Source organism: Kitasatospora sp. NPDC001539 (assembly GCF_040298565.1).
In the GTDB taxonomy this organism is placed as follows: Bacteria; Actinomycetota; Actinomycetes; order Streptomycetales; family Streptomycetaceae; genus Kitasatospora.
Map to the genome: position 1 here is coordinate 1 of NZ_JBEPAK010000050.1, position 16,034 is coordinate 16,034.

20 protein-coding genes and 1 pseudogene are annotated in these 16,034 nt (G+C 74.3%); 3 read left to right on the top strand and 18 right to left on the bottom strand.

The genetic code is table 11. From position 1 onward, the window contains the following. Positions 1-90: 90 nt before the first annotated feature. From trpA to hisI, 10 genes and pseudogenes are all read right to left on the bottom strand, one after another. Positions 91-912: pseudogene (gene trpA / locus ABT247_RS11155) on the bottom strand (tryptophan synthase subunit alpha); the annotation flags it as partial. A gap of 2 nt (positions 913-914) precedes the next feature. After that, positions 915-2,165, bottom strand: coding sequence for a tryptophan synthase subunit beta (gene trpB, locus ABT247_RS11160; protein ID WP_350741256.1), 1,251 nt, complete (start codon positions 2,163-2,165; stop codon positions 915-917). Between the two features lie 52 nt (positions 2,166-2,217). Then, a complete protein-coding gene (trpM, locus tag ABT247_RS11165; protein WP_350741258.1) occupies positions 2,218-2,367 on the bottom strand; it encodes a tryptophan biosynthesis modulator TrpM in 150 nt (49 codons plus the stop codon). Between the two features lie 10 nt (positions 2,368-2,377). Then, a complete protein-coding gene (gene trpC, locus ABT247_RS11170; protein ID WP_350741260.1) occupies positions 2,378-3,184 on the bottom strand; it encodes an indole-3-glycerol phosphate synthase TrpC in 807 nt (268 codons plus the stop codon). Positions 3,185-3,447: 263 nt separating this feature from the next. Then, complete coding sequence (locus ABT247_RS11175) at positions 3,448-3,888, bottom strand: DUF2752 domain-containing protein (RefSeq protein WP_350741262.1); 441 nt, start codon at positions 3,886-3,888, stop codon at positions 3,448-3,450. 150 nt (positions 3,889-4,038) lie between these two features. Next, positions 4,039-4,314 carry an HGxxPAAW family protein gene (locus ABT247_RS11180; protein WP_350741264.1) on the bottom strand — a complete coding sequence of 92 codons (276 nt, stop codon included), beginning with the start codon at positions 4,312-4,314 and terminating at the stop codon, positions 4,039-4,041. Positions 4,315-4,574: 260 nt separating this feature from the next. Continuing rightward, positions 4,575-5,165 carry a TIGR02234 family membrane protein gene (locus tag ABT247_RS11185; protein ID WP_350741266.1) on the bottom strand — a complete coding sequence of 197 codons (591 nt, stop codon included), beginning with the start codon at positions 5,163-5,165 and terminating at the stop codon, positions 4,575-4,577. Further along, the gene (locus ABT247_RS11190) at positions 5,162-5,653 is read right to left on the bottom strand and encodes a Uma2 family endonuclease (protein ID WP_350741268.1); all 492 of its coding nucleotides are present in this window, start codon (positions 5,651-5,653) and stop codon (positions 5,162-5,164) included. Before ABT247_RS11190 ends, ABT247_RS11185 begins: the two co-directional genes overlap by 4 nt. 123 nt (positions 5,654-5,776) lie before the next feature. After that, positions 5,777-7,300, bottom strand: a complete 1,524-nt coding sequence (locus ABT247_RS11195; protein ID WP_350741270.1) for an anthranilate synthase component I — start codon at positions 7,298-7,300, stop codon at positions 5,777-5,779. Positions 7,301-7,376: 76 nt separating this feature from the next. After that, positions 7,377-7,748, bottom strand: coding sequence for a phosphoribosyl-AMP cyclohydrolase (gene hisI / locus ABT247_RS11200; RefSeq protein WP_350741272.1), 372 nt, complete (start codon positions 7,746-7,748; stop codon positions 7,377-7,379). A 122-nt stretch (positions 7,749-7,870) separates the two neighbouring features. Here hisI and ABT247_RS11205 point away from each other — a divergent pair, with 122 nt between their 5' ends. The 3 genes from ABT247_RS11205 to ABT247_RS11215 all read left to right on the top strand — a co-directional run bounded on the left by ABT247_RS11205 (position 7,871) and on the right by ABT247_RS11215 (position 10,191). Then, the gene (locus tag ABT247_RS11205; RefSeq protein WP_350741275.1) at positions 7,871-8,443 is read left to right on the top strand and encodes a hypothetical protein; all 573 of its coding nucleotides are present in this window, start codon (positions 7,871-7,873) and stop codon (positions 8,441-8,443) included. Positions 8,444-8,516: 73 nt separating this feature from the next. Continuing rightward, the gene (locus tag ABT247_RS11210) at positions 8,517-9,161 is read left to right on the top strand and encodes a TIGR03085 family metal-binding protein (protein ID WP_350741277.1); all 645 of its coding nucleotides are present in this window, start codon (positions 8,517-8,519) and stop codon (positions 9,159-9,161) included. A gap of 250 nt (positions 9,162-9,411) precedes the next feature. Beyond that, complete coding sequence (locus tag ABT247_RS11215) at positions 9,412-10,191, top strand: VOC family protein (RefSeq protein WP_350741279.1); 780 nt, start codon at positions 9,412-9,414, stop codon at positions 10,189-10,191. Positions 10,192-10,253: 62 nt separating this feature from the next. Here ABT247_RS11215 and hisF read toward each other — a convergent pair whose 3' ends face one another. The 8 genes from hisF to hisD are packed head-to-tail and all read right to left on the bottom strand — an operon-like array spanning position 10,254 to position 16,011. Then, a complete protein-coding gene (gene hisF, locus ABT247_RS11220) occupies positions 10,254-11,024 on the bottom strand; it encodes an imidazole glycerol phosphate synthase subunit HisF (protein ID WP_350741281.1) in 771 nt (256 codons plus the stop codon). Continuing rightward, on the bottom strand, positions 11,021-11,452 hold the full coding sequence (locus tag ABT247_RS11225; protein ID WP_350741283.1) for a Rid family hydrolase: 432 nt from the start codon (positions 11,450-11,452) through the stop codon (positions 11,021-11,023). The genes hisF and ABT247_RS11225 overlap by 4 nt, the downstream gene beginning before the upstream one ends. Continuing rightward, positions 11,449-12,171: a bifunctional 1-(5-phosphoribosyl)-5-((5-phosphoribosylamino)methylideneamino)imidazole-4-carboxamide isomerase/phosphoribosylanthranilate isomerase PriA gene (priA, locus tag ABT247_RS11230; RefSeq protein ID WP_350741285.1), complete on the bottom strand. Its 723-nt coding sequence runs from the start codon at positions 12,169-12,171 to the stop codon at positions 11,449-11,451. Before priA ends, ABT247_RS11225 begins: the two co-directional genes overlap by 4 nt. A gap of 20 nt (positions 12,172-12,191) precedes the next feature. Then, the gene (gene hisH / locus ABT247_RS11235) at positions 12,192-12,827 is read right to left on the bottom strand and encodes an imidazole glycerol phosphate synthase subunit HisH (RefSeq protein ID WP_350741287.1); all 636 of its coding nucleotides are present in this window, start codon (positions 12,825-12,827) and stop codon (positions 12,192-12,194) included. A gap of 30 nt (positions 12,828-12,857) precedes the next feature. Continuing rightward, entirely contained in the window at positions 12,858-12,995 is a 138-nt protein-coding gene (locus ABT247_RS11240; RefSeq protein ID WP_502892432.1) for a CG2302 family histidine operon protein, read from the bottom strand. A gap of 11 nt (positions 12,996-13,006) precedes the next feature. Continuing rightward, positions 13,007-13,600: an imidazoleglycerol-phosphate dehydratase HisB gene (gene hisB / locus ABT247_RS11245; protein WP_189915019.1), complete on the bottom strand. Its 594-nt coding sequence runs from the start codon at positions 13,598-13,600 to the stop codon at positions 13,007-13,009. Between the two features lie 6 nt (positions 13,601-13,606). Continuing rightward, positions 13,607-14,707 (bottom strand): histidinol-phosphate transaminase, encoded by a 1,101-nt coding sequence (locus ABT247_RS11250; protein ID WP_350741291.1) that lies wholly within the window; start codon positions 14,705-14,707, stop codon positions 13,607-13,609. Next, the gene (gene hisD, locus ABT247_RS11255) at positions 14,704-16,011 is read right to left on the bottom strand and encodes a histidinol dehydrogenase (protein WP_350741293.1); all 1,308 of its coding nucleotides are present in this window, start codon (positions 16,009-16,011) and stop codon (positions 14,704-14,706) included. Before hisD ends, ABT247_RS11250 begins: the two co-directional genes overlap by 4 nt. Between the last annotated feature and the right edge of the window lie 23 nt (positions 16,012-16,034).

Below are 16,034 nucleotides of genomic sequence, written 5' to 3' on the forward strand. Positions count from 1 at the left end.
GACGACCGCGAGGCCGAGGTGGCCCGCCCCGCGACGGAGCGCAAGGCGCTGTACCGGGAGGTGCTCGCGCAGTCGGCGCTGCGGGTGGCGGCGGACCAGTTCGCCCGCCAGCGCGCGCACCGCGTCCAGGGCCGCGGCCTCGTCGTCGCCCGCGTCCAGGATCCGCTTCACGAAGGCCGACCCGACGATCACGCCGTCCGCGAACCGGGCGACCTCGGCCGCCTGCGCGGCGTCGGACACGCCGAGGCCGACGCAGACCGGCAGGTCGGTGGTGGCCCGGGTGCGGGCGACCAGGTCCTCGGCCAGCGAGCCGACCGCCGAGCGGGTGCCGGTCACGCCCATCACGGCGGCCGCGTAGACGAAGCCGCTGCCCGCCGCGGTGACCTCGGCGAGCCGGGCGTCCTTGCTGCTGGGGGCGACCACGAACACGGTGTCCAGCCCGTGCGCGTCCGCCGCCTTGCGCCACTCCTCGGACTCCTCCACCGGCAGGTCCGGCAGGATGCAGCCCGCCCCGCCCGCCGCGGCCAGGTCGGCGGCGAAGCGCGCCGCGCCGTAGCGGTCGACCGGGTTCCAGTACGTCATGACCAGCACCGCTGTCCCGGGGTGCGCCGCGGCGACCTCCTGGACGGTGCGCAGCACGTCCTTGATCCGCACACCGCCGCGCAGCGCGATGTCGTCGGCGGTCTGGATGACCGCGCCGTCCAGGACCGGGTCGGAGTGCGGCAGGCCGATCTCGACGACGTCGCAGCCGCCCTCGATCAGCGCCTTGACGGCCCGGATGCCGCCGTCGACGGTCGGGAAGCCGGCCGGCAGGTAGCCGATCAGCGCGGCGCGGCCCTCGGCCCTGGCGGCCGCCAGGCTGCCACTGAGCTTGCCGGCGCCGGGCTTGGCGGCGTTGAGGTTCGAAGCCATGGTCACTTACCCCCGTCGGCCGCGTCGCCGGCCGGCTCGTCGTACAGCCCGAAGTACTGGGCCGCGGTGTGCATGTCCTTGTCGCCGCGCCCGGAGAGGGAGACCAGGATGGTGGCCTCCGGCCCGAGCTCGCGGCCCAGCTCCAGGGCGCCGGCGAGCGCGTGGGCGCTCTCGATGGCCGGAATGATGCCCTCGGTGCGGGACAGCAGCCGCAGGGCCTGCATCGCGGCGTCGTCGGTGACGGGGCGGTACTCGGCCCGGCCGGTGTCCTTCAGCCAGGCGTGCTCCGGGCCGACGCCCGGGTAGTCGAGGCCGGCCGAGATGGAGTGCGACTCGATGGTCTGGCCGTCCTCGTCCTGGAGGACGTAGGTGCGGGAGCCGTGCAGCACGCCCGGGTCGCCCTTGGTGAGGGTGGCCGCGTGCTTGGGGGTGTCGGCGCCCTCGCCGGCCGCCTCGCAGCCGATCAGCCGCACGCCGGCGTCCGGGATGAACTCGTGGAAGATGCCCATCGCGTTGGAGCCGCCGCCGACGCAGGCGACGACGGCGTCGGGCAGCCGCCCGGTGCGGTCCAGCACCTGCTGCCGGGCCTCGACGCCGATGACCCGGTGGAAGTCGCGGACCATCATCGGGAAGGGGTGCGGCCCGGCGACGGTGCCGAACAGGTAGTGGGTGGAGTCGACGTTGGCGACCCAGTCGCGGAAGGCCTCGTTGATGGCGTCCTTGAGGGTGCGGCTGCCGGACTTGACGGCCACCACCTCGGCGCCGAGCATCCGCATCCGGGCGACGTTGAGCGCCTGGCGCTCGGTGTCGACCTCGCCCATGTAGATGGTGCAGTCGAAGCCGAACAGCGCGCAGGCGGTGGCGGTGGCCACCCCGTGCTGGCCCGCGCCGGTCTCGGCGATGATCCGGGTCTTGCCCATGCGCTTGGTGAGCAGCGCCTGGCCCAGCACGTTGTTGATCTTGTGCGAGCCGGTGTGGTTGAGGTCCTCGCGCTTGAGCAGGACGCGGGCGCCGCCCGCCTCGGCGGAGAAGCGGTGCACGTCGGTCAGCGGGCTGGGACGGCCGGTGTAGTCCTTCAGCAGCGCGTCGAGCTCGGCGGTGAAGGCCGGGTCGGCCTTGGCCTTCTCGTACTCCTCGGCGACCTGCTCGACCGCGGCGACCAGCGCCTCGGGGATGAAGCGGCCGCCGTACGCGCCGAAGTAGCCGCGTGCGTCCGGCACCTGGGCGCCGGGCAGGTAGTCCTTCTCGGACATGGTGGATTCCCTCGGGGAGATGTGGATGACGGTGACGTCCGATCGGCTGGGTTCAGCCGAGCGTCACGCGCCATCGCCGCCCCGGCACCTGCCCCGGCTCGCAGCCGATCACGTACCGCACCCGACGCCCCAGCACCCGGCGTGCGGGCGCGCGGCAGCCGCGCGGGCGGCAGCCGGGGGCGAGTCGGGTGGAGATCTTCATCGGGCCGCGATCAGTCCTTGTGCCGGACGGCCGGGTGGGTCCCGGCCGCGACCAGGTCGGCCACGGCGGCCCGCGGGTCCTTGCCGGTCACCAGGGACTCCCCGACCAGGACGGCGTCGGCGCCCAGGTTGGCGTAGTTGATCACGTCGAGCGGGCCGCGCACGCCGGACTCCGCCACCCGCACGATGCCGTCCGGGATGGCGTGCACGACGTTCTCGAAGGTCCTGCGGTCCACCTCGAGGGTCTTGAGGTTGCGGGCGTTGACGCCGATGATCCGTGCGCCGGCGTCCACCGCGCGCTTGATCTCCTCCTCGTCGTGCGCCTCCACCAGCGGCGTGAGGCCGATCGACTCGGCGCGCTCGATCAGCGACACCAGGGCCGACTGGTCGAGGGCGGCGACGATCAGCAGGGCGAGGTCGGCGCCGTGCGCGCGGGCCTCCCACAGCTGGTACGCGGTGACGATGAAGTCCTTGCGCAGCACCGGGGTGTCCACGGCGGCGCGCACCGCGTCCAGGTCGGCCAGCGACCCGCCGAAGCGGCGCTGTTCGGTCAGCACGCTGATCGCGGCGGCGCCACCGGCCGCGTAGTCGCGTGCCAGGGCGGCCGGATCGGCGATCGCGGCCAGCGCGCCCTTCGACGGGCTGGAGCGCTTGACCTCGCAGATCACCCGCACCCCGTCGCCCTTGAGGGCGGCGACGCCGTCCTTGGCCTCCGGGGCCTTGGCCGCGAGCTCCTTCAGCTCGTCCAGGGAGACCCGGGTCTGCCGCTCGGCGAGGTCCTCGCGGACCCCTTCGATGATCGAGTCGAGCACACTCACTCAGGAGCCCCCATCGTTTCTGCCAGTTCGCTCGTCCGAGCCGGAAGACGGGCTCGGGCCCGTCCGCTCTTCGATGGTATCGGCACCCGATGGGACGCGGCGCATCCGCCCGGGCCGCGTCTCGCGGACCGGGACCGCCCGTCCGGCCGCTGACCAGCGCGGCTCCGTCCGGAGGCTCGCGGCCGGGGCGGCCCTGCCCGCAGAGGCTGTGCGCCTTGGTTCGGAAGCGCCGGGCGGCCCCGCGCGGAACGGCTGCGGAGCGCTCAGAACGGCTGCGGCGCCAGCCCCGCGCCGACCGGGAGGTTGCGCACCACCGCGAACACCAGCACCAGCAGCAGGATCAGCGCCCACCGCCGCGCCCCGACGGAGACCCGCGGCGACGCTCCGCCGGTCAGCGCGGCCCAGCCCCAGCGCAACCAGAGCACCGCCAGGACGCCGAACAGCAGCACCGCGACGGCGTTGTCGTGCAGGGCACCGGTGAGGTCGCCGCGGGTCAGCGCGTGGACGCAGCGCAGGCCCCCGCAGCCGGGGCACCACCAGCCGGTGGCCGTCAGGAAGGGGCAGTCGGGGTAGTGCCCGGGGGCGTTCGGGTCCACCACGGCGACGTACGCGGTGGGGAGGGCCGCCGCCGCCAGCGCGGCCAGCGGCGGGCCCAGCCGGCGCAGCACGGGCGGCGGGGCGGAGGCGGTGGGGGCGGCGTTCACGCCCCGATTGTGCCCGCGCCGGGCCCGGACAGAACGAAACGGCGGGCGTGGCGCGCCCGCCGTTCGGTTGTGCGAAAAGGGTCCGCCCGCCGAGGGGCCCGCGAGGGGCGGTACCCCGTCGTCAGGCAGCGGCGGCCTCGCGGCCCGTCGTCAGGCGGCGACGACCTCGCGGCCCTCGAGGGCCGCCTTGCGGGCCTCGACCTGCTCCTCGACCGAGGTGTACACGTTGGTGCTCGCCTGCTTGCCCATGCCCGCCATCGACATGGCCTTGCCGACGATGCCGCCGACCAGGACGACCGCCAGACCGGCGCAGACCAGCAGCGGCGACGGCAGGATCATCGCGACGCCCGCGATGCCGAAGCCGACGAAGGAGATGACGACGCCGGTCCAAGCGGCGGGGGTGTGGCCGTGTGCAGCTGCTGACATCGATGGTGCTCCTAGGCTCTCGGGGCCCGGCCGGGCCTGCGGGGCCGCCGGCGGGTTGACGGCATCCATTGTGCCGGGCCACACACGGGCGGCCCAAAGCGGGTGGCGGGTCTATCGCGTCACATGCGCGCAGGCGGGGCGGCCTCCGGGCGGCGGGCGAGGGTTCCCGGGGTTCCGGCGTTCCCGGGGTTCCGGAGTTCCCGGGGTTCCGGAGCTTTCCCGGGGTTGCCGGGGTTCCAGGGGCCTCCCGGGGTCCCCGCCTATCCGGCGGTGGGATCCTCGCCGCGGTCCAGCGCCTTCCACAGGTCGCCGGGGGTGTCGGTCCTCGCCGGGGCCTTGCGGGTGGGCGCCTCGTAACGGCTGCCCATGGCCGGCCAGCGACGGCCGTGGCGCAGGGTGATCAGCCCGGCCAGGGCCAGCAGCAGCCCGCCGGCCAGGGCGACCCAGGGCCAGGCGGTGTGCGAGACCCCGGTGGCCGCCGAGCCGGCCAGCGCCAGCCTGCCGGAGGCGGCGGAGTCCAGCGCCGCGGTGTCCGAGGCCCCGGCCACCGAGGCGGCGGCCGCGCCCAGCCCGGCCAGCAGGGTCAGCGCGCCGACCACCAGCCGGCCGACGCCGCGCACCGCGAACACCGCGACGGCCGCCGCCAGGCCCACCAGGGCCAGGCCGCCGGGCAGTTCCGAGATCCTGCCGCCGGTGACGGACACGTCCAGGGTGCCGGCCCGTCCCTCGGCCCAGATCCGTCCGGCCGCGGTCAGCACCAGCACGGCGCTCAGCACGGTCAGCAGCAGCATCACGCCGAGCGTGCGGCGGCCGGAGGCGGCGGGGGCGGGGGTGTGGTCTGCAGCGGTCACCCGTCCACTATCCCCCGGCCCGCACCCGGGTCCGTACCCGGGGTGGGGAACCCGTCCGTCCGCAGCACCGCCGTCCGGCCGTCGAGCGGCAGGAACAGGTCGTTGCCGAACGGCACCCGCTCGGCCTCCCGGTACACCCCGCCCGGGTCCGGGGCGGTGTGCACCGTGCACACGGCCGCCGCGGGGTCGACCACCACGTACGACGGCACGCCGCTCTCCGCGCAGGCCCGCGCCCAGGCGTGGTCCCGGCCCGGGTGCGCCACCTCCAGCACCGCCTCGACGGCGGCCGCGCCGTACCGCCCGCGGGCGCCGCGGCCCGCCCCGGCGCGCAGCACCGCGAGGTCCGGGGCGATCGGGCCGGGCGCGGCCGGGCAGTCCACCGCCACGCCGGACAGCAGCCGGCCGGCGCCGGACAGCTGCTCGCCCAGCTGCACGGCGGCGTCGAACACGACCGCCCAGCGCAGCTCGTCGTAGGGAACCTCGGGCATCCCGGCCGCCTCCTCGTGCCTCAGGGCAGTTCCGGCCGGTGCGGTCCGGTCACGCGCTCCCGGCCAGGACCGGTTCCGGTCCGGCCGTCCCGGCCCGGACGGCTCCGGTCAGGACGGTTCCGGTCAGGACAGTTCCGGCTTCCGCAGCGTATTGGCGGTGGCGACGGCCCGCAGCACGGCGGCCGCCTTGTTGCGGCACTCGGTGTCCTCGCCGTGCGGGTCGGAGTCGGCGACGACGCCCGCGCCGGCCTGCACGTACGCGGTGCCGTCGCGCAGCACCGCGGTGCGGATCGCGATGGCGGTGTCCGAGTCCCCGGCGAAGTCCAGGTAGCCGACGCAGCCGCCGTACAGACCGCGCCGGGTGGGCTCCAGCTCCTCGATGATCCGCATCGCCCGGGGCTTGGGGGCGCCGGAGAGGGTGCCGGCCGGGAAGCAGGCCGTCAGCACGTCGAAGGCGGTCCGCCCGGGGGCGACCCTGCCGGTGACGGTCGAGACGATGTGCATGACGTGGCTGTACCGCTCGATGTGCATGAAGTCGACCACCTCGACGCTGCCCGGCTCGCACACCCGCCCGAGGTCGTTGCGGCCGAGGTCGACCAGCATCAGGTGCTCGGCCCGCTCCTTGGGGTCGGCGAGCAGCTCGGCGGCCAGCGCCGCGTCCTCCTGCGGGGTGGCGCCGCGGTGCCGGGTGCCGGCGATCGGGTGCAGCATCGCCTCGCCGTCGGTCACCTTCACCAGCGCCTCCGGGCTGGAGCCGACCACGTCGAAGCCGCCCTCGGCGCCGCCGTCCGGGCCGGGGAAGCGGAACAGGTACATGTACGGGCTGGGGTTCGTGGTGCGCAGCACCCGGTAGACGTCCAGCGCGGAGGCCGGGCAGGGCGCCTCGAGGCGCTGCGAGGGCACGACCTGGAAGGCCTCGCCGGCGCGGATCCGCTCCTTGATCTCCTCCACCGCGGCCCGGTACGGCTCGCCGCCGAACGGCGAGCGCACCTCGCCGGGGCCGGCCGGGGTGAAGGTGGCCAGGCCCGGGTCGACCGGCTTGAGCAGGTCGGCCTCCATCGCGTCCAGCCGGGCGACGGCGTCCGCGTAGGCCTCGTCCACCCCGCTGGCCAGGTCGTTGTGGTTGACGGCGTTGGCGATCAGCAGCACCGTGCCGTCGACGTGGTCCAGCACGGCGAGGTCGGTGGCCAGCAGCATGGTCAGCTCGGGCAGCCGCAGGTCGTCGGGGTTGAGGTCGGGCAGCTTCTCCAGCCGGCGGACGATGTCGTAGCCGAGGTAGCCCACCAGGCCGCCGGTCAGCGGCGGCAGGCCGTCGTCGGCGTGCCGCGGGGTGTGCAGGGCCGCCAGGGCGGCGCGCAGCACCTCCAGCGGGTCGCCGGTGGTCGGGATGCCGACCGGCGGGGTGCCGAGCCAGCGGGCGCCGCCGTCCGCGTCGGCGGTCAGCGCGGCGGCGCTGCGCACGCCGACGAAGGAGTAGCGCGACCAGCTGCGGCCCTGTTCGGCGGACTCCAGCAGGAAGGTGCCGGGCCGCTCCTCGGCGAGGCTGCGGTAGAGGCCGATCGGGGTGATGCCGTCCGCGAGGAGCCTGCGGGTGACCGGGATCACCCGGGTGTCGACGGCGAGCTTGCGGAAGGCTTCGAGGTCCATGCGGGGCGGCACCTTCTGGAGTTGTGGACGGGGGGTGGGGGGCGGCGGGCGGCGGAGAGCCGTCGGCGGGCGGCGGTCAGGCGAGCGGGAGCACGTCGGCGTCGAAGCAGGTGCGGTCGCCGGTGTGGCAGGCCGCGCCGGTCTGGTCGACCTTGACCAGCAGGGTGTCGCCGTCGCAGTCCAGCGCCACCGACTTGACCGCCTGCACGTGGCCGGAGGTGTCGCCCTTCACCCAGTACTCGCGGCGGCTGCGGCTCCAGTACGTGCAGCGGCCGGTGGTGAGGGTGCGGTGCAGCGCCTCGTCGTCCATCCAGCCGAGCATCAGCACCTCACCGGTGTCGTACTGCTGCGCGATGGCCGGGAGCAGGCCGTCCTCGGTGCGCTTGAGGCGGGCGGCGATCGCCGGGTCGAGGGCGGTGGTGCCGGGGGCGGCGGGTGTGGTGGACATGGGGCCATTGTGTCAGCCCGGCCCCGGCGGCCGGTCGGCCGAGTGGTTCGCAGGCGGTCCGTTCGGGGCGAGTTCGGCCAACCTCCTGCCGGACGGCCGCCGGGTGGGTCATCCTCGTGGCCATGACCTCCGAGCAGCCGCCGCCCGCAGCCGCCGCCACCCCGTCCCGGGGCCTGGTGATCACCGCCGTCGCCGTCCTCGCCGTGCTGCTCGCGGTGGTGGCCACCGTGCTGCTCTGGCCCGAGGACGGGAAGCCGGCCGCCGCCCCGCCCCCGCCCTCGGCGAGCCCGACGCCCACCCCCACCCCCACGCCGACCCCCACCCCGAGCAAGCCGCAACCCCCGTACGCCTTCTTCCCGGTGGGCACCTGCTTCGACCACCCCCAGCTGAGCCCGGTGATCACCAAGGCCGAGGAACGCCCCTGCACCGGCGAGCACGACGGCGAGGCCATCGCCGACCTCAGGCTCCCCGACGGCCTGACCGGCGAGATCCCCATCGCCCTCGCCATGCGCGACGGCTGCAAGGACGCCGAAGCCACCGCCAAGGCCCACCAGAGCGACGGCCGGACGTACTACCCCCGCCAGTTCGGCCCTGCCATGGCCAACTACCAGCAGGGCTGGCGCGACTACACCTGCACCCTCACCGCCGGCAGCAAACAGGGCGCCCCCAAGCTCACGGGGAAGCTCCACCCCTGAGGCTCCGTCGTCGAAACCCCCGCCTGCGGGCCGGACGACGGGAGTTGGCGGACGGGCCCCTAGGCTTGCGACCATGTCGAACCACGCCCTCGCCGAACGCCACCGCCTCGCGGAACTGCTCACCGCCGCAGGGCCGGACGCGCCCACCCTCTGCGCAGGATGGACCACCCGGGACCTCGCCGCCCACCTGGTGATCCGCGAGCGCCGCCCCGACGCGGCGGCCGGCATCCGGGTCGGCGCCCTGGCCGGCCGGACGAAGCGGGTGCAGGACCAGTACGCCGCCCGCCCGTACGAGGAGCTGGTCCGGCTCTTCCGCGCCGGGCCGCCGCTCCTCTCACCGTTCGCCCTGCCCGGTGCGGACGAGGTGGCCAACACCGTCGAGTACTTCGTCCACGCCGAGGACGTCCTGCGGGCCGGCGACGACTGGAGCGCCCGGTCCGTCCCGCCCGGCCGCGCGGAGGCCCTGTGGCGCCGCCTCCCGATGATCGCCCGCCTGGAGGCGGGCCGCCGCTCCCCCGTCCGCCTCACCCTGAGCCGCCCCGACGGCCGGTCCCTCACCGTCGGCCCGGCCGGCTCCCCGAGCGTCCACCTCACCGGCGAGCCCGGTGAACTCGTCCTCTTCGCCTACGGCCGCGGCGCCCGCACCGCCCTCACCGTCGACGGCGCCCCGGACGCCGTCGAGGCCCTCCAGCACGTCCTGCCCCTGCCCGCGCGGTAGGGCGGAGCGGCGGGTCCCCTCCTCGGCGAGGGGCCCCGCCGGACTCCGGCGGTGTGATCGACGGTTCGACGGACGGTACCGCTGCCGGGCCGCCGGTCCCGGCCGGGACCGCAACCCGACGGTCGCAAGCCGGGCGCTCCCCGGCTGCGGATGTCGGTGGCCCGGTGCAGACTCGCAGGTGGCCGAGGAGGGGCGCGGGTGCGCCCGGTGGGGCTGCCGCGGTCAGTTTCCGTCGAAGGGGCACCACCTCATGCTCACCACCGACTTCCCCGTCGGCTCGCCCTGCTGGATCGACCTGGGCAGCCCCGACATCAGGGCCACCGCCGGGTTCTACGGCAAGGTGTTCGGCTGGACGTTCCAGGAGATCCCGGACGCGATGGGTTACGGCTTCCTCCAGCTGGACGGGAGGACCGTCGGGGCGATCGGCCCGCTCGGCGCGGGCGACCGGTCGTCGTGGACGACGTACTTCCGCACCGCCGACGTGGACGCCACCGTCGGCGCCGCCACGGGTGCGGGCGGCCGGGTCCTGGTGCCGGCGGCGGACGTGATGGAGGAGGGCCGGATGGCCCAGCTCGCCGACCCGCAGGGGGCGCGGTTCGCGCTCTGGCAGGCCGGGAACACCGTCGGCCTGGACGTCGTCTCGGAGGACAACGCGCTGGTCTGGTCCGAGCTGCACACCTCCGACCCGGAGGCCGCCGTCGCGTACTACCGGCAGCTGTTCGGCTGGCGGGTGGAGAACTTCGAGCCGTCCCCGGGCATGAACTACCGGGTGGTCTCCACCGCCGAGGGCGACCAGCGGCAGACCGGCTTCGGCGGCATCGCCCCGACGATGTCCCCGGAGCAGCCCTCCGCCTGGACGCCGTACTTCGCCGCCTCCGACGTGGACGCGCTGGTCGCGAAGGCGACGGCGGCCGGCGGTTCGGTGATGATGCCCGCCGAGGACGTCCCGAACGTCGGCCGGATCGCCTGGCTGGCGGACCCGAACGGCGCACCCTTCGCGCTGATCAAGGGCGAGCCGCAGGAGTCCTGAGCGCGAAGGCCCGGCGTCCGCGGGGAACCGCCCCGCCGGGTGCCGGGCCGTCCGGGCGGCGGTCACCGCACCGGGTGGCCGGCCTCCCGGAGCGCGTCCTTGACCTCGCCGATCCGCAGGTCCCCGAAGTGGAAGACGCTGGCCGCGAGCACCGCGTCCGCGCCCGCCTCCACGGCCGGCGCGAAGTCGGCGAGCTTGCCCGCGCCGCCGGAGGCGATCACCGGCACCGAGACGGCCTTGCGCACCGCGCGGATCATCTCCAGGTCGTAGCCGTCCTTGGTGCCGTCCGCGTCCATCGAGTTGAGCAGGATCTCGCCCGCCCCGAGCTCGGCGGCGCGGCCGGCCCATTCGACGGCGTCCAGGCCGGTGCCCCGGCGTCCGCCGTGGGTGGTGACCTCGAAGCCGGACGGCGTCCGGGTGCCCTCGGGGCAGCGCCGGGCGTCCACGGAGAGCACCAGCACCTGGCGCCCGAACCGCCGGGCGATCTCGCGGACCAGCTCCGGCCGGGCGATCGCCGCGGTGTTGACGCCGACCTTGTCGGCGCCGGCCCGCAGCAGCTTGTCCACGTCCTCGACGGCGCGGATGCCGCCGCCGACGGTGAGCGGGATGAACACCTGCTCGGCGGTGCGGCGGACCACGTCGTAGGTGGTCTCGCGGTCGCCGGAGGAGGCGGTGATGTCGAGGAAGGTCAGTTCGTCGGCGCCCTCGGCGTCGTAGAGCTTGGCCATCTCGACCGGGTCGCCGGCGTCCCGCAGGTTCTGGAAGTTGACGCCCTTGACCACCCGCCCGGCGTCCACGTCGAGGCAGGGGATGACACGTACTGCGAGGGTCACGGCTGTTGGCCTTCCAGGGTCTTTGCCAGCCCGGCTCGGTACGCGTCGATCTCGACCTCGACCATCATCCGGGAGTCGATCAGGCCCTCGACCACCACCATGGTGGCCACCGGGCGTGCGGCGTCGAAGAGTTCGCGGTGGGCGCGGCCCACCTCCTCGGCGTCGCGGGCATGGGTGATGTACATCCGGGTGCGGACCACGTCGTCCGCGGTCAGACCGTACGCGGCCAGGGCCTTGAGCCCGGCGCCGAACGCGGCGAGGGTCTGCTGGTACGGGTCCCCCTCGTGCTCGATCCGGCCGTCCACCCAGGGGGTGGAGCCGGCCACGTGCACGTGGTCGCCCGCGGCGACCGCCCGGGAGCAGCCGAACTCGTCCTCCCGGGGCGAGAATCCGCCGACCCTGCCGCGTACGATCCGGCCGTCCGTCATCCTGAAACCGCCTCCAGGGCCTCTTCGAGGGTGAACTTCTGCTCGTAGAGTGCCTTGCCCACGATGGCGCCCTCGACACCCTCGCCGACGAGCGTGGCGATGGCGCGCAGGTCGTCCAGCGAGGAGACGCCGCCGGAGGCGACGACCGGGCGGTCGGTGGCGGCGCAGACGTCGCGCAGCAGCTGGAGGTTGGGGCCGGTCAGGGTGCCGTCCCGGTTGACGTCGGTGACGACGTAGCGGGCGCAGCCCTCCTGGTCGAGGCGGGCCAGCACGTCGAAGAGCTGGCCGCCGTCGCGGGTCCAGCCGCGGCCGCGCAGGGTGGTGCCAACGACGTCGAGGCCGACGGCGATCCGGTCGCCGTGTTCGGCGATGGCCTTGGCGACCCACTCGGGGGCCTCCAGGGCGGCGGTGCCGAGGTTGACCCGGGTGCAGCCGGTGGCGAGGGCGCGGGCGAGCGACTCGTCGTCGCGGATGCCGCCGGACAGTTCGACCTTGAGGTCGAGCCGGCCGGTGACCTCGCGCAGCAGCTCGTAGTTGCTGCCCGTCCCGAAGGCGGCGTCCAGGTCGACCAGGTGCAGCCACTCGGCGCCGGCGTTCTGCCAGGCGAGGGCGGCGGCCAGCGGCTCGCCGAAGGAGGTCTCGGTGCCGGAGGCGCCCTTGACCAGGCGGACGGCCTGACCGTCCCGGACGTCGACGGCGGGCAGCAGTTCGAGGCTCATCAGTTGCAACTCTCAGACGGTCAGAGGGTGTTGACCCAGTTGGTCAGCAGGGCGGCGCCGGCGTCGCCGGACTTCTCGGGGTGGAACTGGGTGGCCCACAGCGGGCCGTTCTCCACGGCGGCGACGAACGGCTGCCCGTGGGTGGCCCAGGTGACCAGCGGCGGACTGATCCGCGCGCTGTGGGTCTCCAGGTCCCAGTGCCGCACCCCGTAGGAGTGCACGAAGTAGAACCGGGTCCGCGGGTCCAGTCCGGCGAACATCCGGCTGCCCTCGGGCACGTCCACGGTGTTCCAGCCCATGTGGGGGACGACCGGGGCGTCCAGCGGCTCGACGGTGCCGGGCCACTCGTCGCAGCCGGCGGTCTCCACGCCGTGCTCGATCCCCTTCTCGAAGAGGATCTGCATGCCGACGCAGATGCCCATGACCGGCCGGCCACCGGCGAGCCGGCGGTCGATGATCCAGTCCCCGCGGACGGCCTTCAGCCCGCGCATGCAGGCCTCGAAGGCGCCCACGCCGGGGACGAGCAGGCCGTCCGCGGCCATCGCGGTGTCGTAGTCGGAGCTGACCGTGACGTTCGCCCCGGTCCGTTCCAGGGCGCGCTGCGCGGAGCGCAGGTTGCCGGAGCCGTAGTCGAGGACGACGACGTTCTTGCCCATGTTCAGGTGTCCAGTCTCTCTACGGCGGGTCTAGAGGCGCATGAGGCCGGAGGCCAGGCACATCACGGAGCCGAAGGCCAGCACCAGGATGACGCCCTTCGGCAGCTTCTGCTTCCAGAAGGAGATCACTCCGCCGGCCAGGAAGAGGCCGACGAACAGGAGGATCATCGCGGTCTTGCTCACAGCGCACCCTTGGTCGAGGGGAGGATTCCGGCCGCGCGCGGGTCGCGCTCGGCGGCGTAGCGCAGCGCCCGCGCCAGCGCCTTGAACTGGCACTCCACGATGTGGTGCGCGTTGCGCCCGTACGGGACGTGGACGTGCAGGGCGATCTGCGCCTGGGCGACGAAGGACTCCAGGATGTGCCGGGTCATCGTGGTGTCGTAGGCGCCGATCATCGGCGCCATGCCCTCGGGCTCGGTGTGCACCAGGTAGGGGCGGCCGGAGAGGTCCACGGTGACCTGGGCGAGCGACTCGTCCAGCGGCACCGTGCAGTTGCCGAAGCGGTAGATGCCGACCTTGTCGCCGAGGGCCTGCTTGAAGGCCGCGCCGAGGGCGAGGGCGGTGTCCTCGATGGTGTGGTGGGTGTCGATGTGCAGGTCGCCGTCGGTCTTGACGGTGAGGTCGAAGAGACCGTGCCGGCCGAGCTGGTCGAGCATGTGGTCGTAGAAGCCGACACCCGTGGAGATGTCGGTCTTGCCGGTGCCGTCGAGGTCTATCTCGACCAGGACGGAGGTCTCCTTGGTGGTGCGCTCGACGCGTCCGATGCGGGACATTCGGGGTTACAGCTCCTTGATCACGAATCGGACGGCGTCCAGGAAGGCGTCGTTCTCGGCGGGCGTGCCGGCGGTGACGCGCAGCCACCCCGGGACGCCGTTGTCACGGACCAGGACACCCCGGTCGAGGATGGCCTGCCAGACGGCGCGGGTGTCGGCGAAGCGGCCGAACTGGACGAAGTTCGCGTCCGAGTCGGTCACCTCCAGGCCCATCTCCCGCAGCGCGTCGACCAGCCGGTCGCGTTCGGCCTTGAGCCGTCCGACGTATCCGAGCAGGGTGTCGGTGTGCTCCAGGCAGGCCAGCGCGGTGGCCTGGGTGACGGCCGACAGGTGGTACGGCAGGCGCACCAGCTGGACGGCGTCGACCACGGCCGGGTCGGCCGCGAGGTAGCCCAGGCGCAGTCCGGCGGCGCCGAAGGCCTTGGACATGGTGCGGCTGACCACCAGGTGGGGGCGGCCCTCGATCAGCGGCAGCAGCGAGGGGCGGTGGGAGAACTCGACGTACGCCTCGTCGACGACCACCAGGCTCGGCCGGGCGGCCTGGGCGGCCTCGTAGAGGCGCAGCACGGTGTCGGCGTCGACGGCCGTGCCGGTGGGGTTGTTGGGCGAGCAGACGAAGACGACGTTCGGCCGGTGCTCGGCGATGGCCGCGACGGCGGCGTCCACGTCGATGGTGAAGTCGTCGCGCCGGGAGCCGGAGATCCAGGCGGTGCCGGTGCCCCGGGAGATCAGCGCGTGCATGGAGTACGAGGGCTCGAAGCCCAGCGCGCTGCGGCCGGGGCCGCCGAAGGTCTGCAGCAGCTGCTGGAGCACCTCGTTGGAGCCGTTGGCGGCCCACACCTGCTCGCGGGTGACCGGGAAGCCGGTGGTGCGGGCCAGGTAGCCGGCCAGGCCCTCGCGCAGTTCGACCGCGTCCCGGTCGGGGTAGCGGTTCAGGCCGCGGGCGGCGTCGGCGACGCGCTCGGCGATCCGGGCCACCAGCTCCTCGGGGAGCGGGTACGGGTTCTCGTTGGTGTTCAGCTGGACGGGGACGTCCAGCTGCGGCGCGCCGTACGGGGACTGGCCGCGCAGCTCGTCCCGGACGGGAAGGTCCTCACGTGCGGTCACGAGCCGGGAACCGTCCAATCGAACCGGGCCTTGATGGCGTCGCCGTGGCCGGGGAGGTCCTCGGCGTCGGCGAGGGCGACCACGTGGGCGGCGACGTCGGCCAGCGCGTCCCGGTCGTACTCGACGACCTGGACGCCGCGCAGGAAGGTCTGGACCGACAGTCCGGAGGAGTGGCAGGCGCAGCCGCCGGTGGGCAGCACGTGGTTGGAGCCGGCCGCGTAGTCGCCCAGCGAGACCGGGGTCCAGCGGCCGATGAAGACCGCTCCCGCGTTGACGACCCGGGCGGCGACGGCGTGCGGGTCGCGGGTCTGGATCTCCAGGTGCTCGGCCGCGTACGCGTTGACCACGGCGAGGCCCTGGGTCAGGTCGTCGACCAGGATGATGCCGGACTGCCGGCCGCCCAGCGCCTCGGCGACCCGCTCGCTGTGCTTGGTCCTGGGGACCTGCACGGCCAGCTCGGCCTCGACGGCGTCGGCCAGCGCCGGGGAGTCGGTGACCAGCACCGAGCCGGAGGTGGGGCCGTGCTCGGCCTGGCTGATCAGGTCGGCGGCGACGTCGGAGGGCAGCGCGCTGTCGTCGGCGAGGACGGCGATCTCGGTGGGCCCGGCCTCGGAGTCGATGCCGATCCGGCCGGCGAACAGCCGCTTGGCGGCGGCCACGTAGATGTTGCCGGGGCCGGTGACCATGTTCACCGGCGCGCACTCCTCGGTGCCGAGGGCGAACATCGCGACCGCCTGGGCGCCGCCGACGGAGTAGACCTCCTCGACGCCGAGCAGCGCGCAGGCCGCCAGGATGGTCGGGTGGACGCGGCCGCCGAACTCGCGCTGCGGCGGGGAGGTGACCGCGATGCCCCGGACGCCCGCCTCCTGGGCCGGCACCACGTTCATCACCACGGAGGACGGGTAGACGGCCAGCCCGCCCGGCACGTAGAGCCCGACCCGCTCGACCGGCACCCAGCGCTGGGTGACCGTGCCGCCCGGCACCACCTGGGTGGTGTGCCCGGTGCGGCGCTGGTCGGCGTGCACGGCCCGGGCCCGGCGGATGGACTCCTCCAGCGCGGCGCGCACCTTCGGGTCCAGCGTCTCCAGGGCCTCGGTCAGCTGCTGGGCCGGGACACGGGTCGACTCCAGCCGGACGCCGTCGAAGCGCTCGGTGATCTCGATCAGCGCCGCGACCCCGCGATGGCGTACGTCCTCGGCGATCGGCCGCACCTTCTCCAGTGCGGCCGCCACGTCGAACTCGGCTCGGGGCAGCAGGTCACGCGGGTCGTCGAGCGAGCCGCGGAGGTCGATTCGAGAGATCACGCCACCCAGTGTAAGGAGTGGCC

What these genes read in the sequence shown, in the direction of transcription:
- hisH (WP_350741287.1), bottom strand. Translation starts at nt 12,827, where the DNA reads ATGGGCAAGAACGTCGTCGTCCTCGACTACGGCTCCGGCAACCTGCGC.
- ABT247_RS11180 (WP_350741264.1), bottom strand. Translation starts at nt 4,314, where the DNA reads ATGTCAGCAGCTGCACACGGCCACACCCCCGCCGCTTGGACCGGCGTC.
- ABT247_RS11210 (WP_350741277.1), top strand. Translation starts at nt 8,517, where the DNA reads ATGTCGAACCACGCCCTCGCCGAACGCCACCGCCTCGCGGAACTGCTC.
- hisB (WP_189915019.1), bottom strand. Translation starts at nt 13,600, where the DNA reads ATGTCCCGCATCGGACGCGTCGAGCGCACCACCAAGGAGACCTCCGTC.
- trpM (WP_350741258.1), bottom strand. Translation starts at nt 2,367, where the DNA reads ATGAAGATCTCCACCCGACTCGCCCCCGGCTGCCGCCCGCGCGGCTGC.
- ABT247_RS11240 (WP_502892432.1), bottom strand. Translation starts at nt 12,995, where the DNA reads ATGATCCTCCTGTTCGTCGGCCTCTTCCTGGCCGGCGGAGTGATCTCC.
- hisI (WP_350741272.1), bottom strand. Translation starts at nt 7,748, where the DNA reads ATGTCCACCACACCCGCCGCCCCCGGCACCACCGCCCTCGACCCGGCG.
- ABT247_RS11215 (WP_350741279.1), top strand. Translation starts at nt 9,412, where the DNA reads ATGCTCACCACCGACTTCCCCGTCGGCTCGCCCTGCTGGATCGACCTG.
- priA (WP_350741285.1), bottom strand. Translation starts at nt 12,171, where the DNA reads ATGAGCCTCGAACTGCTGCCCGCCGTCGACGTCCGGGACGGTCAGGCC.
- ABT247_RS11195 (WP_350741270.1), bottom strand. Translation starts at nt 7,300, where the DNA reads ATGGACCTCGAAGCCTTCCGCAAGCTCGCCGTCGACACCCGGGTGATC.
- ABT247_RS11225 (WP_350741283.1), bottom strand. Translation starts at nt 11,452, where the DNA reads ATGACGGACGGCCGGATCGTACGCGGCAGGGTCGGCGGATTCTCGCCC.
- ABT247_RS11190 (WP_350741268.1), bottom strand. Translation starts at nt 5,653, where the DNA reads ATGCCCGAGGTTCCCTACGACGAGCTGCGCTGGGCGGTCGTGTTCGAC.
- trpB (WP_350741256.1), bottom strand. Translation starts at nt 2,165, where the DNA reads ATGTCCGAGAAGGACTACCTGCCCGGCGCCCAGGTGCCGGACGCACGC.
- ABT247_RS11205 (WP_350741275.1), top strand. Translation starts at nt 7,871, where the DNA reads ATGACCTCCGAGCAGCCGCCGCCCGCAGCCGCCGCCACCCCGTCCCGG.